A 15,460-nucleotide genomic window follows, 5' to 3' on the forward strand; every position below is an offset into this window, starting at 1 on the left:
AATCCCCGTCACGGCCCGTCCGGTATGGCCCCGGCAACCGGGAGACGGCGGCCCGGAAATGGGCTCCGCGGGACGCCCGACGGCGGTCGGTCAGGAACCGGTGCCGCGCTCCCCCGGGGCCCGTCCGGCCGGGCCGGCGCCGAGGGAGCGCTGGGTGAGCAGCCACGAGCCGCCGCGGGTCGACGGGGTGAGCAGGACCGCGACCAGCGCCGCGAGCAGGCCGCCGTAGAGGTAGACGTAGCTCGACAGGTCGTCCGCGATGACGACGTCGCCCTCGGGCCGCCGGCCCATCCAGATCATCGTGACCACCAGCCAGGCCGCCGCGGGCGTCAGCGCCCCCAGCTTCCCGCCCGTCATCCGCCCGCCGACGTGACAGGCGGCGAACAGCACGGCGACGCAGCCGACGGCCGAGATCGGGACGGGCCAGAGATACCACGAGTGCTGGAAGGCGCCCACGACCCCGGAGACGAGCCCGAACAGGACGAGCACGCCGTACGACGCCGCAGTGACCGTCGCCTCCGACGGCCCCCGCCGGGCCGGGTTCCGCTCCTGCGCGTCCTGCGCGGGCATGGGGTCCATGGGGATCGAGGCTAGTCGATGCCGGCGAACAGGTCGTCCTCCAGCTTGTACGGCTCCCCCAGGCCACCGGCCTCGACCGGCAGCGAGGGCGTCGCCGGGCCCGAGGCCCCGGCCCGCAGCACGAAGTGCTCCACCCTCGCCACCTCCTGGCAGACGTCGTTGGACAGGGCGAACCAGGGGGCGTCCACGGTGATCTGGGTGGCGTGCGCCCGCATCGCGGCGAGCTTGTGCCCGAAGTACGCGCGGACGTCGACCTCGGTGGTGATCTCCTCGTCCGCGCGGCCGGGTGCCGAGTCCGCGTCCTCGACGCGGAACCGCGTCCCGGTCGCCCGCATCGCCTCGACCGCCCGGCGCGTCGTGGAGCGGGCGACCGCCGTCAGGTAGAACTTGGCGATCCGCCAGGGCTCGCCCTCGCCGAACGCCGGGTCGGCGGCCAGCTCGAAGGCCCGCCAGGAGACGCGGTGGGCCTGGATGTGGTCGGGATGGCCGTAGAAGCCGTCCTCGTCGTAGGTGACGAGCACCTGGGGCCGCACCTCGCGGATGACCTTCACCAGCTCCCCGGCGGCCTCGTCGAGACCGGCCCGCCAGAAGGCCCCGGGACGGTCGTTGGAGGGGACGCCCATCATCCCGGAGTCGCGCCAGCGTCCCCGGCCGCCCAGGAAGCGGTGGTCGGCGACCCCCAGCTCCCGGCAGGCGGCGGCCAGTTCCCCGGCGCGGTGCCCGCCGAGGGCGTCGTCGCGGTCGGCCGCCAGGTGCGCGAGCTCCGGCGGGATGACCTCGCCCTCCTCGCCGAGCGTGCAGGTCACCAGCGTGACGTGTGCGCCTTCGGCGGCGTACCTGGCCATGACGCCTCCGGTGCCGATCGACTCGTCGTCGGGGTGGGCGTGTACGAGCAGCAGGCGCCGGTCAGTCATGGCTCAGAGGTTATCCGGCGCCCGATCCCCGCCCGGCACCGACACGGCCGCTCCCGGCGGCCTCCCCGGATCCCGCCCGCCGGGTCCCGCCGGTCCTCGCGGACGCGCGCCGGTCCTCGAGGTACGCCCGGACGTCCGGCGGCACCTCCGCCCCGGGAAGGCGGAGCTGGCAAGATGGCTCACATGAGTGAGAGCTTTCCTCGTCTTCACGCCAGGACCCGCCGGTTCACCCTCGGGGCGCCGCGCGGTTTCACCATCGCCCCCGGCGGGGATCGCGTCGTCTTCCTGCGGTCCAAGGGCGGATCCGACCCGGTCACCTGCCTGTGGGAGTACGACGTCGCCGGCGGCCGGGAGCGGCTGATCGCCGACCCGCGCGCCCTGGCGGGCGGCGAGGAGGACCTGCCGCCCGAGGAGCGGGCCCGCCGGGAGCGCAGCCGGGAGCAGGCGGGCGGCATCGTCGGCTACAGCACCGACGCCGCGGTGACCACGGCGGCCTTCGCGCTCTCCGGGAGCCTGTACGCCGCCGACCTGAGGACCGGCGGGGTGCGCCGGCTGAAGACCGCCGGGCCGGTGATCGACCCGCGGGTGTCGCCCGACGGCGGTTACGTCGCCTACGTCACCGGCGGCGCGCTGCACGTCCAGGACCTGGAGGACGAGGTCGACCACGTGCTGGCCCGGCCGGAGGCGCCCGAGGTGACGTACGGCCTGGCGGAGTTCATCGCCGCCGAGGAGATGAACCGCATGCGGGGCTACTGGTGGTCCCCCGCCGGTGACGCGCTGCTGGTCGAGCGGGCCGACGTCTCACCGGTCGAGCTGTGGCACATCGCCGACCCGGCCAACCCGTCCCGCCCGGCCGTCGAGCAGCGCTACCCGTCGGCGGGCACGCCGAACGCGAAGGTCGAGCTGTTCGTGCTGTCCCTGGACGGCTCGCGGGTCGCCGTGCCGTTCACCGACGAGTACCTCGTCAACGCCGTCTGGGACGCCCACGGCCCCATGATCGTCACCATGCCGCGCGACCAGCGGTCCAAGCGGCTGTTCGCCGTCGATCCGGCCACCGGCGCCACCACCCCGCTGCGGGAGGACACCGACCCGGCCTGGGTGGAGGTCTACACCGGCGTGCCCGGCCGTCTCACCGACGGGTCCGTGGTCTGGGTCGCCGCCTCCGAGGGCGGCCACCGCCTGTTCGTCGGCGACGAGCCGGTCACCCCCGCCACGCTCCAGGTCCGCGAGGTCCTCGACATCGAGGGCGACACCGTGCTGTTCCGGGCGAGCGGCGAGCCCACCGAGATCGCCCTGTGGGCCTACCGGGACGGCCGAATCACCCTGGTCAGCCCGGCCGGGAGCGGCGTCTACAGCGGCCACACCGCGGGCGGCACCCTCGTGCTCACCGCCCAGGCGATGGACCTCGAAGGCGCGATGACGACCGTCCTGCACCACGGCAGGCAGTGCGGCCACATCCCCTCCTATGCCGAGCGGCCCGGCCTGGACCTGCGGGTCTCCCTGATCCGGGCGGGCGAGCGCGACCTGTCCACCGCCGTGATCTTCCCGACCGGGCACGAGCCCGGCTCGGCGAGGCTGCCGGTCCTGATGGACCCGTACGGCGGGCCGCACGCCCAGCGCGTGCTGGCCGCCTCCGGTGCCTACCTGACCAGCCAGTGGTTCGCCGACCAGGGTTTCGCCGTGGTCGTGGCCGACGGCCGGGGCACCCCGGGCCGCGGGCCCGACTTCGAGCGGGCCATCCTCAACGACCTGGCCACCGCGCCCCTTGAGGACCAGGTGGACGCCCTGCACGGCGCCGCCGCCCGGTTCCCCGACGACCTCGACCTGTCGCGGGTCGCCATCCGCGGCTGGTCCTTCGGCGGCTTCCTGGCGGCGCTGGCGGTGCTGCGCCGCCCGGACGTGTTCCACGCGGCGGTGGCCGGCGCCCCGGTGACCGACTGGCGGCTGTACGACACCTGCTACACCGAGCGTTACCTCGGTCAGCCGGGCGACGGGCACTACGAGGCGTCGTCGCTGTTCGCCGACGCCGAGAAGCTGGAGCGTCCGCTGCTGCTGATCCACGGCCTGGCCGACGACAACGTGGTGGCCGCGCACACGCTGCGGCTGTCGTCCGCCCTGCTGGCGGCCGGCCGCCCGCACACCGTGCTGCCGCTGTCGGGCGTCACCCACATGACGCCCCAGGAGGTCGTGGCGGAGAACCTCCTGCTCCTCCAGGTCGACTTCCTCAAGAAGGCCCTGGGCTAACGGCCCGGCGAGGAACCCGCCGGCCCCTCCGCGACGGACGGGACCGGCGGGTCCTCTTCCGCCTTCTCCCGGCGTGCCGCGTACTCCCGGACCTCGGCCAGGAGTTCCCGCTTCCCGGCTCGGACGGCCTCCTCACCGCCGGCCCGCCGTACATGCTCGGCCCGGACGTCCTTCCACCGCACGTATCCACCCACGCGGCGCTCCTCCTGGCGTGTTCCTCTGGAGCGGACAGGCTATGGCCCGCCTCGAACCCGCTGCTCAACCGGTCGAATGCTTCCAGGTCCCGGATCGAGGGAACCTGCGCGCCTCCCCCGCCCCTGCGGACCGCCGGTGTCTCCGGGGAAGGCCGGTCCCGTCTACGGGGAACGCGCGGAGCGGTGACCGACGGGGGCGACGGACACCGCTCCCGAGACCGGTCGTGAGACTGCGCGGTCCGCATGGGCGGGGGAGGCCGAGGGCCGGGAGCCGTGTGGGACGGCTCCCGGCAGGCGGGGCGGCGAGATCCCTCCTTTCCCGCCGCCCCGCCCGTCTTTCAGCAGGCGTGCCCGGACAGCACCGCCGTCCAGACCGCCTGAGCCTCGATGATCGTCTTGGGCGCGGTCTCCTGGACGTGGGGTGCGCCGGTGAGCTGGACCGCCCGGCGTAGGAACGCCCGCCCACCGCCGAGGCACAGTTCATAGACCGTCGCCCGGCAGGGGCAGGTCCAGGCCACCGGCCGTACCCGTACCAGCGATCGGTACGGCGCCCGCCACACCAGTCGCTCGCAGCCGTGCTGTGGCCGTGCCACGTGGGGGCTTAAACAGTGGCTCACCGCGGGCATGCGCCGCGCTCCTCCGGCTCCGTCGGGTGCTCGCGGCGCAGGTCGGCATAGCGCCGGGCGACCCGCCGGGCGGCCTTGGCGGGCTCCAGCGCCGAATGCCCGGCGTAGACGGGACAGCGCTGGCGGGCGTTCCATTCGGTGCGCCACCAGAACCACCGCCCGTCGCACCAGACGAGCAGGTCCACCCACACCGACACCACCGCCAGGCCGTACCCGTCGTGAACGTCGGCGGTGATCTCATGCTCGGCCAGAGCGGCGCGGAGCGCCTCAGCGGCATCCACCGGTTCAATCTCACCGAGGGAGAAAGCGGTCACCATTGTCCCTGTCGGGGTGTCCCGTGCGGGAATCATCTGCTCTTCGTGGCGGCCACATCCACATTGAGCCGTCTGGCCTGCTCCGTAGGGCAGGGCGTTGGTTCCTGAAGTGTCATGGCCCACTCCTCAAGACGAGGTCACGTCTCATCGAATGTGGCTACATACGTACGTACCTGCAACCGTAACTACGTACACTGCTACGTAACTTCGATGCCATGGCCATCGACCCCAGCGCCGACCGCCCGGTCTACAAGCAGCTCGCCGACCTGATCCGGGCACGCATCGAAGAGGGAAGGCTCCGCCCGGGGCAGAGGCTCCCCGCGGAGAGCGACTACGTGGCCGAGTTCGGCATCTCCCGCGACTCCGTCCGCAGGGCCATGGCCGTACTCAGAGGAGAAGGACTGATCGTGACCGAGCTACGAGGCTCACGGGTCCGCGATGCCGGCGAGGCCGTCATCGTTCAGCTGGCCCCGGGCGCTCAGGTCACCGCCCGCATGCCGACCGAGCCGGAACGCAAGCAGCTCGGCGTGGCCGAAGGCGTACCCGTCCTGGTCATCACCGAGCCGGACGGAGAGACCCGCCTCCTTCCCGGGGACCGGACCATCCTCAAAATCGACGCCCAGAGCTAAGCCCACGCACACCACGATCACCGGCAAAAAGCATCAGGAGCCACTTGAGACCAATGCCTACCGGATGAGAATTCCTCATTTCGAGCATCGCACCTGACGTGGAGGTCGCCGAGATCACCTCACCGGCGCGGGGTGCCGTGCCAGCTGCTCCACAGGGCGGCGTACGAGCCGCCCGCCGCGACCAGCTCGTCGTGGGAGCCCAGTTCGCTGATCCGGCCGTCCTCGACCACCGCGACCCGGTCGGCGTCGTGCGCCGTGTAGAGGCGGTGGGCGATGGCGATCACCGTACGCCCGTCGAGGACGGCGGCCAGCGACCGCTCCAGGTGGCGGGCGGCCCTGGGGTCGATCAGCGAGGTCGCCTCGTCCAGGACCAGCGTGTGCGGGTCCGCCAGGACCAGCCGGGCGAGGGCGATCTGCTGGGCGTGGGCGGGCGGGACCGCGTGGCCGCCGGAGCCGACGACCGTGTCCAGGCCGTCGGGCAGGGCCGCGACCCACTCGGCGGCGTCCACCGCGGCGAGCGCCGCGTGGACGGCGTCGTCGTCGGCGTCCGGACGGGCGATCAGCAGGTTGTCGCGCAGGGTGCCCCGGAAGACGTGGTGCTCCTGGGTCACCAGGGCGACGTGGCCGCGCAGGCCGTCCAGCGGCAGCTCGACCAGCGGGACGCCGCCGACGGTGACCTCGCCGTCGCGCGGGCCGTGGACGCCCGCGAGCAGCCGGCCCAGCGTGGACTTGCCCGCGCCGGAGGGGCCGACCATGGCCAGCCGCTCCCCCGGCCGGACCACCAGGTCGATGCCGTGCAGGACGTCGTGGCCCTCGCGGTAGGCGTAGCGGACGCCGTCGGCCCGCATCTCCTCGCCGTCCGGGACGCGCGCGCCGGGCGCGCGGTCGTCGGGCACCTCGGCGACGCCCAGCAGGCGGGCCATGGAGGCGCCGCCGACCTGGAGTTCGTCGATCCACATGAGCAGCCGGTCCAGCGGGTCGATGAGCTGCTGGACGTAGAGGGTCGCGGTGGTGACCTGGGCCAGCGTGACCCAGCCGTTCGTGTGGAACAGGCCGCCGATGACCAGGGTCGCCGCGATCGGGATGACGTAGCCCATCTCCACCGCGGGGAACCAGACCGTGCGCAGGCCCAGGGTGTAGCGCTCGGCCGCCCAGGAGCGGGCGATGTCGTCGTCGGTACGGCGGTGCCTGCGCTCCTGCAGGCCGAGGGCCTCCACGGCGCGGGCGCCGTTGACCGTCTCGGCCAGGCCGTCGGTCATGTCCGCGTAGGCGGCGCTCTCACGGAGGTAGCCGTCGCGCGCCCGCTTGAGGTACCACCGGGTGGTGAACCACAGGACCGGTACGGCCAGCAGCGAGGGCAGCACCAGCAGCGGCCCGGCGACCAGCAGCGCGCCGATGGTGATCACGCAGGTGACCAGCGCGATCAGTGTCTCGGGCACGGCGCGCCGTACGGTGCGCGACAGCGAGTCGACGTCGCGGGAGATGCGGGAGATCAGGTCTCCCGAGCCGGCCCGCTCGACGGTGGACAGCGGCAGGTCGAGCACCCGGCCGACGAACTCCTCGCGCAGCTCGGCGAGGACCTTCTCGCCGAGCGCGGAGGAGGCGTAGACGGCGTACCTGATCAGCACCGCCTGGGCGGCCAGGAACGCGGCGATGCCGAGCGCGACCGCCGTGACGTTCACCCCGGTGCCGTCCTGCACGTCCTGGACCAGCCGGCCCAGCAGCCACGGCACGGCCAGGCCCGCGACGGCGGCCAGCGCGTGCAGGCCGAGCGCCAGCGACAGGGCGCGCGGGTACTTCAGGGTGAGCCGGCGGGCGTAGGCGCGGACCTGCGCCTCCCCCGCGACCGGGAGGATTTTTTTACTCACGATTCTCCTCGGGTCACGACGGCGGCGTAAGCAGGGGTGGTGGCGAGGAGGTCGCGGTGGGTGCCCTGGGCGCGCACCACGCCGCCCTCGACGTAGATCACGTGGTCGGTGCGGTCGAGCACCAGCGGGCTGGTCGTGCAGACCAGCGTGGTACGGCCCGCCCGCGCCTTGGCCAGCCGGTCGGCGACGCGGGCCTCGGTGTGGGCGTCCACCGCGCTGGTGGGCTCGACGAGGATCAGCACCTCCGGGTCGGCGAGCAGCGCCCGGACCAGACGGAGCCGCTGCCGCTGGCCGCCGGAGAACTCCCGGCCCGACTCGGCGACGTGCCCGTCGAGGCCGTCGGGCAGCGCGTCGACGATGTCGGTGGCGCACGCGGCGTACAGCGCGTCGGCGAGGTCGTCGTCGGAGGCCGTGCCGGCGATGTCCAGCTCGTCGCGGAGGGTTCCGGCGAAGAGCGCGGCGTCGTTGTCGGCGACCAGGATGCGGCGGCGCACCTCGGCGATCGGCAGGGTGTCGAGCCGCACGTCGCCGAAGTCCACGTCGCCGTCGCGGTAGCGGCCGAGCCGGTCGGCGATCACGGCGGCCTCCTCGGGCGTGGGGGCGGCGATGGCGGTGAACGTGCCGGGCCGTACGGCGACGCCGGAGGCCACGTCGCGCAGCAGTCCGCCCGGGGAGGTCGCGGCGCCGCCGTCCACCTCGGGTTCGAGAGAGAGGATGCGCACCACCCGGCGGGCGGCGACGTGTCCCTTGGTGAACTTGTCGGCCGCCTCGATGAGCGTCCGCAGGGGGGTGATCAGGAAGGCGGCGTAGCCGTAGAAGGCGACGAGCTGGCCGACGGTGATCTCGCCCCGCGTCGCGAAGGTCGCGCCCAGCCAGGTGACCGCGGCGATCAGCAGGCCGGGCAGCAGGATCTGCGCGCCCTCCAGCAGCGACTCGACCGAGGCGACCCGCACGCCGGCCCGCCGTACCCGCTGGGACTCGGTGACGTAGCGGTCGGCGAAGACCTGCTCGCCGCCGATGCCGCGCAGCACCCGCAGGCCGGCGACGATGTCGGCGGCGCGGGTGGACAGCTCGCCCGTCAGGTCGCGATGGGCGTGCTGACGCCGGTTCAGCGGGCGCAGCAGCGGCGTGACGGCGAGGGCCATGGCCGGGACGCCGACGAGCACGGTCAGGCCGAGCGGCAGCGAGGTGCCGATCAGGATGACCGTCACCGCGACGACGGCGACGACCGAGCCGCTGCCGCGCAGCAGGATGTCCATCGCGTTGCCGATGTGGGCGATGTCGGAGTTGCCGACGCTGACGACCTCGCCGGTGGACATGCGCTTGGGCAGGGTCGCGCCCAGCCGGGTGGCCTGCCGTACGGTGACCTGGACGGTGCGGTAGGCCCCGGCCAGCCAGTTGTAGACGGCCATCCGGTGGCGCAGGATCCCGGCGGCCGACTGGAGGGCGCCGAGGCCCAGCAGCACGAGGCCCCAGGTGAGCAGGGCGGAGGTGTCCCGGATCCGGACGGCGTCGATGCCCCTGCCCATCACCATGGGCACGAACGCCATCGCCAGCCACCACAGGGTGGAGTACCCGGCGCCGATGAGCAGGGGGCCGGCCTGGTTGCGGGCGACCCAGCACAGGTACCGGAACGGACTGCGGGCGTCAGGAGTGCCGGGATCGGCGACAGGTAAGGAGCGCATGGCTCTCATAGCCTGACAAGATCCCCTCTCACCAGGCAAATCATTTTCCGGCAAACGATCACGTCAACTCTGGTTGACACAATCACCGCGTCAACCTAAATTGACAGACATGAGCGACACGGCACAGCTGGCCTCCGACGCCGGCAGCCGCGACCCCGCCGTCGGCCTCCGGGCCGTGCGGGCGCTGCGGATGCTCGTCGACCGACTGGAGGCCCTACAGGTGGACAACGCCCGCGAGCAGGGCTGGTCCTGGCAGGAGATCGCGCACTGCCTGGAGGTCAGCCGGCAGGCGGTGCACAAGAAGTACGCGGGCGGCCGCGGGCTGCTGAGGAGGGAGAGGTAGATGTTCGAACGGTTCCAGGGGGACGCCCGGCAGGCGGTTGTCGGCGCCCAGGAGAACGCCCGCAGGCTGAACCATCGCGTCATCGGTCCCGAGCACATCCTGCTCGGCCTGCTCGACCGGCCCCAGAGCCTCGCCGCGCGGGTCCTCGCCCGCCACGGGCTCGACCACGACCGTGCCTACCGGGAGGTCGCCCGCCTGGCCCCGCCGCCGGGCGGCGGCCTCGACGCCGAGGCGCTGGAGACCATCGGCATCGACCTCTCGGCCGTCCGGGAACGGGTCGAGGCCGTCTTCGGCCCCGGGGCCCTGGACCGCGGATCCGCGCGGGGCCGGCGGCCCGGCGGGCACATCCCGTTCAGCCCCCGGGCGAAGAAGACGCTGGAGCTGTCACTGCGCGAGGCCGTACGCCTCAAGCACGGACACATCTCCGACGGCCACGTCCTGCTGGGGATCCTGCGCGAGGGCCAGGGCGTGGGCGCGCGCGTCATCACCGGCGCGGGCATCGACACCGAGACCCTCCGCCGGGAGATCACCGCCGAACTCGACTGACGGGCCGCTTTCCAGCCCACGCCAAAGCCATAATTGGTATTCTCCATTTATGGTCTCGAAGATCACGATCAGCATCCCCGACGAGTTGCACGAGCAGGTCAAGGTGTGGGCCGAGGCGTCCGGGGGCACCGTCTCCGGATTCTTCGCCGAGTTGGCCCAGCAGCGCCTGGACGCCGATCGGACCTCCCGTGAACGTCTCGCCGCGATGATCGCGCAGGACCGGGCCGCCGACCCCGAGACCTATGACAGGCGCAGGGCCGAGCTCCGCACGCGCATGCACGCCGCGCGGGAGGCCGCCGCACACGGGAAGGCCACGACAGAGGAGAGCTCCGCCGCGTGATCGCCGGTTACGTGGCGGATCTCACCGCCGTTCTCCGCATCCTGGCCGACGACGGGCGAGGAGCCGACATCCGCGCCGCGATGGACCTGCTGACCGTCGACGGCGACACCCTACTGATCCCGGTGACCGCCCTCGTCCAGGCGACGATCATCGCGGACCCCGACCCCGAGAAGCTCATGTGGCTCCTGGGCTTCCGGGCCTGCGAGGTCGCCGGGCTGACGGACCAGGAGGTGTTCCGGGTGGCCCGGCAGGCGCGGCACGCCGCGCGCCCTCACGACGTGGCTCTCCACCACGCCCATACGGCCTACCTTGCCATGACGCGCGCCTGGCCCGTCTTCACCGCCGATCCCGCCGGATGGACCGGTTACCGGCATCTGGAGCTCATCCCCATCTGAAGGCCGCACCGCCGCGAGCCCGTCCCGGCCCGAAGGGTGGGCCGCCGTACGGACCCGTCGTCCCGGGGCGGCCCCCGGAGCCGAAGCGGCGGCCGGGACCGTCACCTCAGCCGCGCGTCCGCCGGCCCAGGGCGGCCTCGAAGGCGCGCATCGTCCGCACGATCGTGGCGCGCTCGGCCGGCGTGAGCTCGGCCAGGACCTCGGCCCACGCCAGCGCGGTGCCTGCCAGCCACTCGCGGATCGGCTCGGCGTACTCCGGCGCGATCGCGACGAGCCGCCGCCGCCGGTCGGCGTCGTCCTCCTCCCGCGTCAGCACGCCGCGGCGGGACAGGTCGCCCACCATGAGGCTGACGGTCGTCGGAGCGACCTCCAGCCTCTCCGCCAGCCGGCCCACCGTGAGGGGGCCGTCGTGCTGCAGGTAGGCCAGCAGCGACAGGTGACGGGGCGCGAGATCGAGGGTCCGCAGCACCTCCGGGACGGGCAGCCGCTTGGTCCGCCCGACGAGCCTGGGCATCAGCAGCAGCATGGCCCGCACCGCCTGGTCGGTGGTCATGCCGTCCCCGTCGTTGACCATCTGGCACCTCACCGAATACCTTTGGAAACAAAGATGATTTGAGAGCAAACAGGAGAATCACGATGCCGCATCTGACGGTCCGGGTACTGGAACCGCAGCTCCAGGGCAACGAATCGGCCCTCATCGCCGCGCTGACCGAGGCGGTGGTCGGCGTGTACGGCGAATGGGCGCGCGACGTCGCCGTCATCCACCTCGACGGCGTACCCGCCGGCCGATGGGGCCTGCGGGGTGAGCCCGCCGACGAGGCCGCGCCCGCGGTCGTCTTCGGCATCCGCGAGGCGGCGTTCACCCGTCCCGACAGCGGCGAGATCATCGCCAGGCTCGCACGGAACGTCACCGACGCCGTCGCCGGCGTCCTCGGAGCACACCTGCGAGACACCGTCACGGTGGAGTTCGCCGCCGTCCCGGCCGGCCGCACCGCGGTCGGAGGCGTGATCGTCGACGACTAGGCGGCCGGCCCTGCTTCTCCACACGCCGAGATGATCGCAGGTCTCCGGCCCGTCGTGGCGGGACCGCCGCCGGACCGGCGGCGGGTCCGGCCGGAGAAGCGGGACGGCTCCCGGCCGTGGCCGGGAGCCGTCCACTCGGCGCGCGGGCCCGCGGGCTCGCGCGGGGACCTACTTCGAGGCCCGCAGGTAGTCGCGGTTCATCCGGGCGATGGTGTCCAGCGGGATGCCCTTGGGGCAGACCGCGGTGCACTCGCCGGTGTTGGTGCAGCCGCCGAAGCCCTCGGCGTCCATCTGCTCGACCATGGCCTTGGCGCGGGACTCGCGCTCGGGCTGGCCCTGCGGCAGGAGGCTGAGGTGGGTGATCTTGGCGGCGGTGAAGAGGGATGCCGAGCCGTTCGGGCAGGCCGCCACGCACGCGCCGCAGGCGATGCAGGTGGCCGCGTCGAAGGCGTCGTCGGCGTCCTCCTTCTTCACCGGGACGCTGTGCGCGTCGGGCGCGGACCCCGCCGGGACGGAGATGAAGCCGCCGGCCTGGATGATCCGGTCGAACGACGAGCGGTCCACGACCAGGTCCTTGATCACCGGGAACGGCGCGGCCCGCCACGGCTCGATGGTGATGACCGCGTCGTCCTCGAAGTGCCGCATGTGGAGCTGGCAGGTGGTGGTGGCCACCTGCTCGCCGTGCGCGACACCGTTGATGACCATGCCGCACATGCCGCAGATGCCCTCGCGGCAGTCGTGGTCGAAGGCGACCGGCTCGTCGCCCTCCAGGATGAGACGCTCGTTGAGCACGTCGAGCATCTCCAGGAAGGACATGTCCGGGGAGACGTCCTCCACCCGGTAGGTGACCATGCGGCCCTTGTCCTGGGCGTCCTTCTGGCGCCAGATCTTCAGGGTGAGGTTCATGCCCGCGGCTCCTCGTTTTCGCTCACTCGCCCGGCGCGGGCGTGGACGACGTCGCCGTGCTCGCCGGCCCGCCGAATCACTTGTAGCTCCGCTGGGTCATCTTGACGTACTCGTACTCGAGGGCCTCCCTGTGCAGGATCGGCCCCTCCTCGCCGTGCTCCCAGGCCGCGACGTAGGCGAAGTTCTCGTCGTCGCGCAGCGCCTCGCCGTCGGCGTCCTGCGACTCGGCGCGGAAGTGGCCGCCGCACGACTCGGTGCGGTGCAGGGCGTCGAGGCACATCAGCTCGGCCAGGTCGAAGAAGTCGGCCACCCGGCCGGCCCGCTCCAGCGCCTGGTTGAGCTCCTCGGCGGTGCCGGAGACCTTGACGTTCTTCCAGAACTCCTCGCGCAGCTCGGGGATCCGCTCCAGCGCCTTGCGCAGCGACTCCTCGGTGCGCTCCATGCCGCAGTAGTCCCACATGAGCTTGCCCAGCTCGCGGTGGTAGGAGTCGGCCGTACGGGTGCCGTCGTTGGTCAGCAGCCGCTCGATCTTCCGGCGCACCGCGGTCTCGGCCTCCGCCACCGCGTCCTCGTCGACCTCCCCGTAGGGGCCGTTCGCGAGGTAGTCGCCGATGGTCGTCGGCAGCACGAAGTAGCCGTCGGCCAGGCCCTGCATCAGCGCCGAGGCGCCCAGGCGGTTGGCGCCGTGGTCGGAGAAGTTGGCCTCGCCGATCACGAACAGGCCCGGGATGGTGGACTGCAGGTCGTAGTCCACCCACAGGCCGCCCATGGTGTAGTGCACGGCCGGGTAGATGCGCATCGGCTGGGTGTACGGGTCCTCGCCGGTGATGCGCTCGTACATCTCGAAGAGGTTGCCGTACTTCTTCTCCACCGCGTCGCGGCCGAGCCGCCTGATCGCGTCGGCGAAGTCGAGGTAGACGCCCAGCCCGCCGGGGCCGACGCCGCGGCCCTCGTCGCAGACGTTCTTGGCCGCGCGGGAGGCGATGTCACGCGGGACCAGGTTGCCGAACGCCGGGTAGATGCGCTCCAGGTAGTAGTCGCGCTCGTCCTCGGGGATCTCCGAGGCCGGCCGGGCGTCGCCCTTCTGGAGCGGCACCCACACGCGTCCGTCGTTGCGCAGCGACTCCGACATCAGCGTCAGCTTGGACTGGTAGTCGCCGCTGACCGGGATGCAGGTCGGGTGGATCTGGGTGTAGCACGGGTTGGCGAAGTAGGCGCCGCGCCGGTGCGCCCGCCAGATCGCCGTGGTGTTGCAGCCCTTGGCGTTGGTGGACAGGAAGAACACGTTGCCGTAGCCGCCGCTGGCCAGCACGACCGCGTCGGCGGTGTGCCGCTCGATCTCGCCGGTCACCATGTCGCGGACGATCACGCCGCGTGCCCGGCCGTCGGCGACGATCAGGTCGAGCATCTCGTGGCGGGTGTGCATCTTGACGGTGCCGGCCGCGATCTGCCGCTCCAGCGCCTGGTAGGCGCCGAGCAGGAGCTGCTGGCCCGTCTGGCCGCGGGCGTAGAAGGTGCGCGACACCTGGGCGCCACCGAAGGAGCGGGTGTCCAGCAGGCCGCCGTACTCGCGGGCGAACGGCACGCCCTGGGCCACGGCCTGGTCGATGATGTTCACGCTGACCTGGGCCAGGCGGTAGACGTTCGACTCGCGGGCGCGGAAGTCGCCGCCCTTGACCGTGTCGTAGAACAGCCGGTAGATCGAGTCGCCGTCGCCGCGGTAGTTCTTGGCCGCGTTGATGCCGCCCTGCGCCGCGATGGAGTGCGCCCGCCGGGGCGAGTCCTGGTAGCAGAACGACGTGACGTTGTAGCCGAGCTCGCCGAGCGTCGCGGCGGCCGAGCCGCCCGCGAGGCCGGTGCCGACCACGATGACGTGCAGCTTGCGCTTGTTGGCCGGATTGACCAGCTTGGCGCTGAACTTCCGCTTCTCCCAGCGGTCCTCGATGGGACCCTCGGGAGCCTTGGTGTCGCGGATCGGCGCGCCCTCGGTGTAGTTCATGGTCATCTCTCGCTCACCGTTCCTCGTTCACCGCGCTGGGGACAGTCCTGCCGTGCGGCCCGCGCCGCGCCCGCCGTACGGGTCCCGCTCACTTGACGATCCCGGCCATGACGCCGGCGGGGACCGCGAGGAAGCCGAGGACCATCACCACGGCGATCGTGACGGCGACCGCGTTCAGCGTCCGGTAGCTGCGGCGACCGGCCCGTCCGAGGGTCTGGAAGGCGCTCCACAGGCCGTGGCGCAGGTGCTGGCCGACCGCGAGGACGGCGAGCACGTAGAACAGCGTCACCCACCAGCGCGAGGGGGCGAAGCCCTCCACCAGCCGCTCGAACGGCGTGCCCGCGCCGCCGGCCGGGTTGACCGTGCCGAAGGTGAGGTCCAGCAGGTGCCAGATCAGGAAGAAGAAGATCGCGGCGCCGCCGTAGCGCATGAAGTGGATGGCGTAGCCGCCGGCCTGGGACCTCCGCCGGACCGCGTACTTGACCGGGCGGGCCCGGCCCGCGCGCCGCGCCAGGGAGACCGCCGCCCACACGTGCAGCGCCAGCGCGACGACCAGCACGACCTCCAGCCCGGTCAGCAGGACGCGGTGCGGGAGGATCGGCTCGCCGAGGGTCCGCAGGGAGGCGGCGTAGGAGTTGAACTCCTCGGCGCCGAGGAAGCTCTTGAGGTTCCCGATCATGTGGACGACGAGGAAGAGCACCATGACGGCGCCCGTGACGGCCATCACGGCTTTCTTGCCGTTGGAGGAGCTCAGGAACCCGCCGCGCCTCCTGGCCGTCTTCTTGGCGGCGGCGTCGCCGGGGGGATTGATCGACGCGGTGGCGGAACCGCGCTCAATGGTGGCAGTCACGGATG

18 protein-coding genes are annotated in these 15,460 nt (G+C 72.5%); 7 read left to right on the plus strand and 11 right to left on the minus strand.

What is annotated here, in order from left to right; genetic code table 11:
• Nucleotides 1-90: 90 nt before the first annotated feature.
• A complete protein-coding gene (locus tag ACZ6W9_RS26625) occupies nt 91-579 on the minus strand; it encodes a DUF6113 family protein (RefSeq protein WP_389956591.1) in 489 nt (162 codons plus the stop codon).
• An 11-nt stretch (nt 580-590) separates the two neighbouring features.
• Nucleotides 591-1,493 carry an N-acetyl-1-D-myo-inositol-2-amino-2-deoxy-alpha-D-glucopyranoside deacetylase gene (gene mshB / locus ACZ6W9_RS26630; RefSeq protein WP_389956593.1) on the minus strand — a complete coding sequence of 301 codons (903 nt, stop codon included), beginning with the start codon at nt 1,491-1,493 and terminating at the stop codon, nt 591-593.
• A gap of 183 nt (nt 1,494-1,676) precedes the next feature.
• Between mshB and ACZ6W9_RS26635 the strand changes: the two genes are divergently transcribed.
• Entirely contained in the window at nt 1,677-3,737 is a 2,061-nt protein-coding gene (locus ACZ6W9_RS26635) for a S9 family peptidase (RefSeq protein WP_470120209.1), read from the plus strand.
• On the opposite strand, the gene ACZ6W9_RS26640 is transcribed toward ACZ6W9_RS26635, so the two are convergent.
• The 3 genes from ACZ6W9_RS26640 to ACZ6W9_RS26650 all read right to left on the minus strand — a co-directional run bounded on the left by ACZ6W9_RS26640 (nt 3,734) and on the right by ACZ6W9_RS26650 (nt 4,838).
• Nucleotides 3,734-3,931, minus strand: coding sequence for a hypothetical protein (locus tag ACZ6W9_RS26640; RefSeq protein WP_389956599.1), 198 nt, complete (start codon nt 3,929-3,931; stop codon nt 3,734-3,736). The genes ACZ6W9_RS26635 and ACZ6W9_RS26640 overlap by 4 nt on opposite strands.
• A 338-nt stretch (nt 3,932-4,269) precedes the next feature.
• Complete coding sequence (locus ACZ6W9_RS26645; protein ID WP_470120210.1) at nt 4,270-4,524, minus strand: hypothetical protein; 255 nt, start codon at nt 4,522-4,524, stop codon at nt 4,270-4,272.
• Nucleotides 4,525-4,544: 20 nt separating this feature from the next.
• Nucleotides 4,545-4,838, minus strand: coding sequence for a hypothetical protein (locus ACZ6W9_RS26650; RefSeq protein WP_470120211.1), 294 nt, complete (start codon nt 4,836-4,838; stop codon nt 4,545-4,547).
• Nucleotides 4,839-5,086: 248 nt separating this feature from the next.
• On the opposite strand from ACZ6W9_RS26650, the gene ACZ6W9_RS26655 reads away from it, so the two are divergent.
• A complete protein-coding gene (locus ACZ6W9_RS26655) occupies nt 5,087-5,500 on the plus strand; it encodes a GntR family transcriptional regulator (protein WP_389956607.1) in 414 nt (137 codons plus the stop codon).
• A gap of 119 nt (nt 5,501-5,619) precedes the next feature.
• Here the strand turns inward: ACZ6W9_RS26655 and ACZ6W9_RS26660 are convergent, their stop codons facing one another.
• Nucleotides 5,620-7,368 (minus strand): ABC transporter ATP-binding protein, encoded by a 1,749-nt coding sequence (locus tag ACZ6W9_RS26660; RefSeq protein WP_470120213.1) that lies wholly within the window; start codon nt 7,366-7,368, stop codon nt 5,620-5,622.
• Nucleotides 7,365-9,053, minus strand: coding sequence for an ABC transporter ATP-binding protein (locus tag ACZ6W9_RS26665; protein WP_389956613.1), 1,689 nt, complete (start codon nt 9,051-9,053; stop codon nt 7,365-7,367). Before ACZ6W9_RS26665 ends, ACZ6W9_RS26660 begins: the two co-directional genes overlap by 4 nt.
• 109 nt (nt 9,054-9,162) lie before the next feature.
• Here ACZ6W9_RS26665 and ACZ6W9_RS26670 point away from each other — a divergent pair, with 109 nt between their 5' ends.
• From ACZ6W9_RS26670 to ACZ6W9_RS26685, 4 genes are read left to right on the plus strand one after another with little or no spacing between them, the layout of a single operon-like run.
• Nucleotides 9,163-9,396 carry an RNA polymerase subunit sigma-70 gene (locus ACZ6W9_RS26670; protein ID WP_362943850.1) on the plus strand — a complete coding sequence of 78 codons (234 nt, stop codon included), beginning with the start codon at nt 9,163-9,165 and terminating at the stop codon, nt 9,394-9,396.
• Nucleotides 9,397-9,942, plus strand: coding sequence for a Clp protease N-terminal domain-containing protein (locus ACZ6W9_RS26675; protein WP_470120216.1), 546 nt, complete (start codon nt 9,397-9,399; stop codon nt 9,940-9,942).
• 49 nt (nt 9,943-9,991) lie between these two features.
• A complete protein-coding gene (locus ACZ6W9_RS26680) occupies nt 9,992-10,282 on the plus strand; it encodes a ribbon-helix-helix domain-containing protein (protein ID WP_470120217.1) in 291 nt (96 codons plus the stop codon).
• Entirely contained in the window at nt 10,279-10,677 is a 399-nt protein-coding gene (locus ACZ6W9_RS26685; protein WP_470120219.1) for a hypothetical protein, read from the plus strand. The genes ACZ6W9_RS26680 and ACZ6W9_RS26685 overlap by 4 nt, the downstream gene beginning before the upstream one ends.
• Before the next feature lie 106 nt (nt 10,678-10,783).
• On the opposite strand, the gene ACZ6W9_RS26690 is transcribed toward ACZ6W9_RS26685, so the two are convergent.
• Nucleotides 10,784-11,251 (minus strand): MarR family winged helix-turn-helix transcriptional regulator, encoded by a 468-nt coding sequence (locus ACZ6W9_RS26690; protein WP_470120221.1) that lies wholly within the window; start codon nt 11,249-11,251, stop codon nt 10,784-10,786.
• Nucleotides 11,252-11,313: 62 nt separating this feature from the next.
• Here ACZ6W9_RS26690 and ACZ6W9_RS26695 point away from each other — a divergent pair, with 62 nt between their 5' ends.
• Entirely contained in the window at nt 11,314-11,700 is a 387-nt protein-coding gene (locus tag ACZ6W9_RS26695; RefSeq protein ID WP_470120222.1) for a tautomerase family protein, read from the plus strand.
• Between the two features lie 168 nt (nt 11,701-11,868).
• On the opposite strand, the gene ACZ6W9_RS26700 is transcribed toward ACZ6W9_RS26695, so the two are convergent.
• The 3 genes from ACZ6W9_RS26700 to ACZ6W9_RS26710 all read right to left on the minus strand — a co-directional run bounded on the left by ACZ6W9_RS26700 (nt 11,869) and on the right by ACZ6W9_RS26710 (nt 15,455).
• Nucleotides 11,869-12,606: a succinate dehydrogenase/fumarate reductase iron-sulfur subunit gene (locus tag ACZ6W9_RS26700; protein WP_362943854.1), complete on the minus strand. Its 738-nt coding sequence runs from the start codon at nt 12,604-12,606 to the stop codon at nt 11,869-11,871.
• A gap of 76 nt (nt 12,607-12,682) precedes the next feature.
• Nucleotides 12,683-14,611, minus strand: a complete 1,929-nt coding sequence (locus ACZ6W9_RS26705) for a fumarate reductase/succinate dehydrogenase flavoprotein subunit (protein ID WP_389956620.1) — start codon at nt 14,609-14,611, stop codon at nt 12,683-12,685.
• 82 nt (nt 14,612-14,693) lie between these two features.
• Entirely contained in the window at nt 14,694-15,455 is a 762-nt protein-coding gene (locus ACZ6W9_RS26710) for a succinate dehydrogenase cytochrome b subunit (protein WP_389956622.1), read from the minus strand.
• Nucleotides 15,456-15,460: the final 5 nt, after the last annotated feature.

The organism is Streptosporangium sp. NPDC053982 (assembly GCF_055585205.1).

Coding starts and splice junctions, on each gene's coding strand:
- ACZ6W9_RS26625 (WP_389956591.1), bottom strand. CDS start 579: ATGGACCCCATGCCCGCGCAGGACGCGCAGGAGCGGAACCCGGCCCGG.
- mshB (WP_389956593.1), bottom strand. CDS start 1,493: ATGACTGACCGGCGCCTGCTGCTCGTACACGCCCACCCCGACGACGAG.
- ACZ6W9_RS26635 (WP_470120209.1), top strand. CDS start 1,677: ATGAGTGAGAGCTTTCCTCGTCTTCACGCCAGGACCCGCCGGTTCACC.
- ACZ6W9_RS26655 (WP_389956607.1), top strand. CDS start 5,087: ATGGCCATCGACCCCAGCGCCGACCGCCCGGTCTACAAGCAGCTCGCC.
- ACZ6W9_RS26665 (WP_389956613.1), bottom strand. CDS start 9,053: ATGCGCTCCTTACCTGTCGCCGATCCCGGCACTCCTGACGCCCGCAGT.
- ACZ6W9_RS26670 (WP_362943850.1), top strand. CDS start 9,163: ATGAGCGACACGGCACAGCTGGCCTCCGACGCCGGCAGCCGCGACCCC.
- ACZ6W9_RS26675 (WP_470120216.1), top strand. CDS start 9,397: ATGTTCGAACGGTTCCAGGGGGACGCCCGGCAGGCGGTTGTCGGCGCC.
- ACZ6W9_RS26680 (WP_470120217.1), top strand. CDS start 9,992: ATGGTCTCGAAGATCACGATCAGCATCCCCGACGAGTTGCACGAGCAG.
- ACZ6W9_RS26690 (WP_470120221.1), bottom strand. CDS start 11,251: ATGGTCAACGACGGGGACGGCATGACCACCGACCAGGCGGTGCGGGCC.
- ACZ6W9_RS26695 (WP_470120222.1), top strand. CDS start 11,314: ATGCCGCATCTGACGGTCCGGGTACTGGAACCGCAGCTCCAGGGCAAC.
- ACZ6W9_RS26700 (WP_362943854.1), bottom strand. CDS start 12,606: ATGAACCTCACCCTGAAGATCTGGCGCCAGAAGGACGCCCAGGACAAG.
- ACZ6W9_RS26705 (WP_389956620.1), bottom strand. CDS start 14,611: ATGACCATGAACTACACCGAGGGCGCGCCGATCCGCGACACCAAGGCT.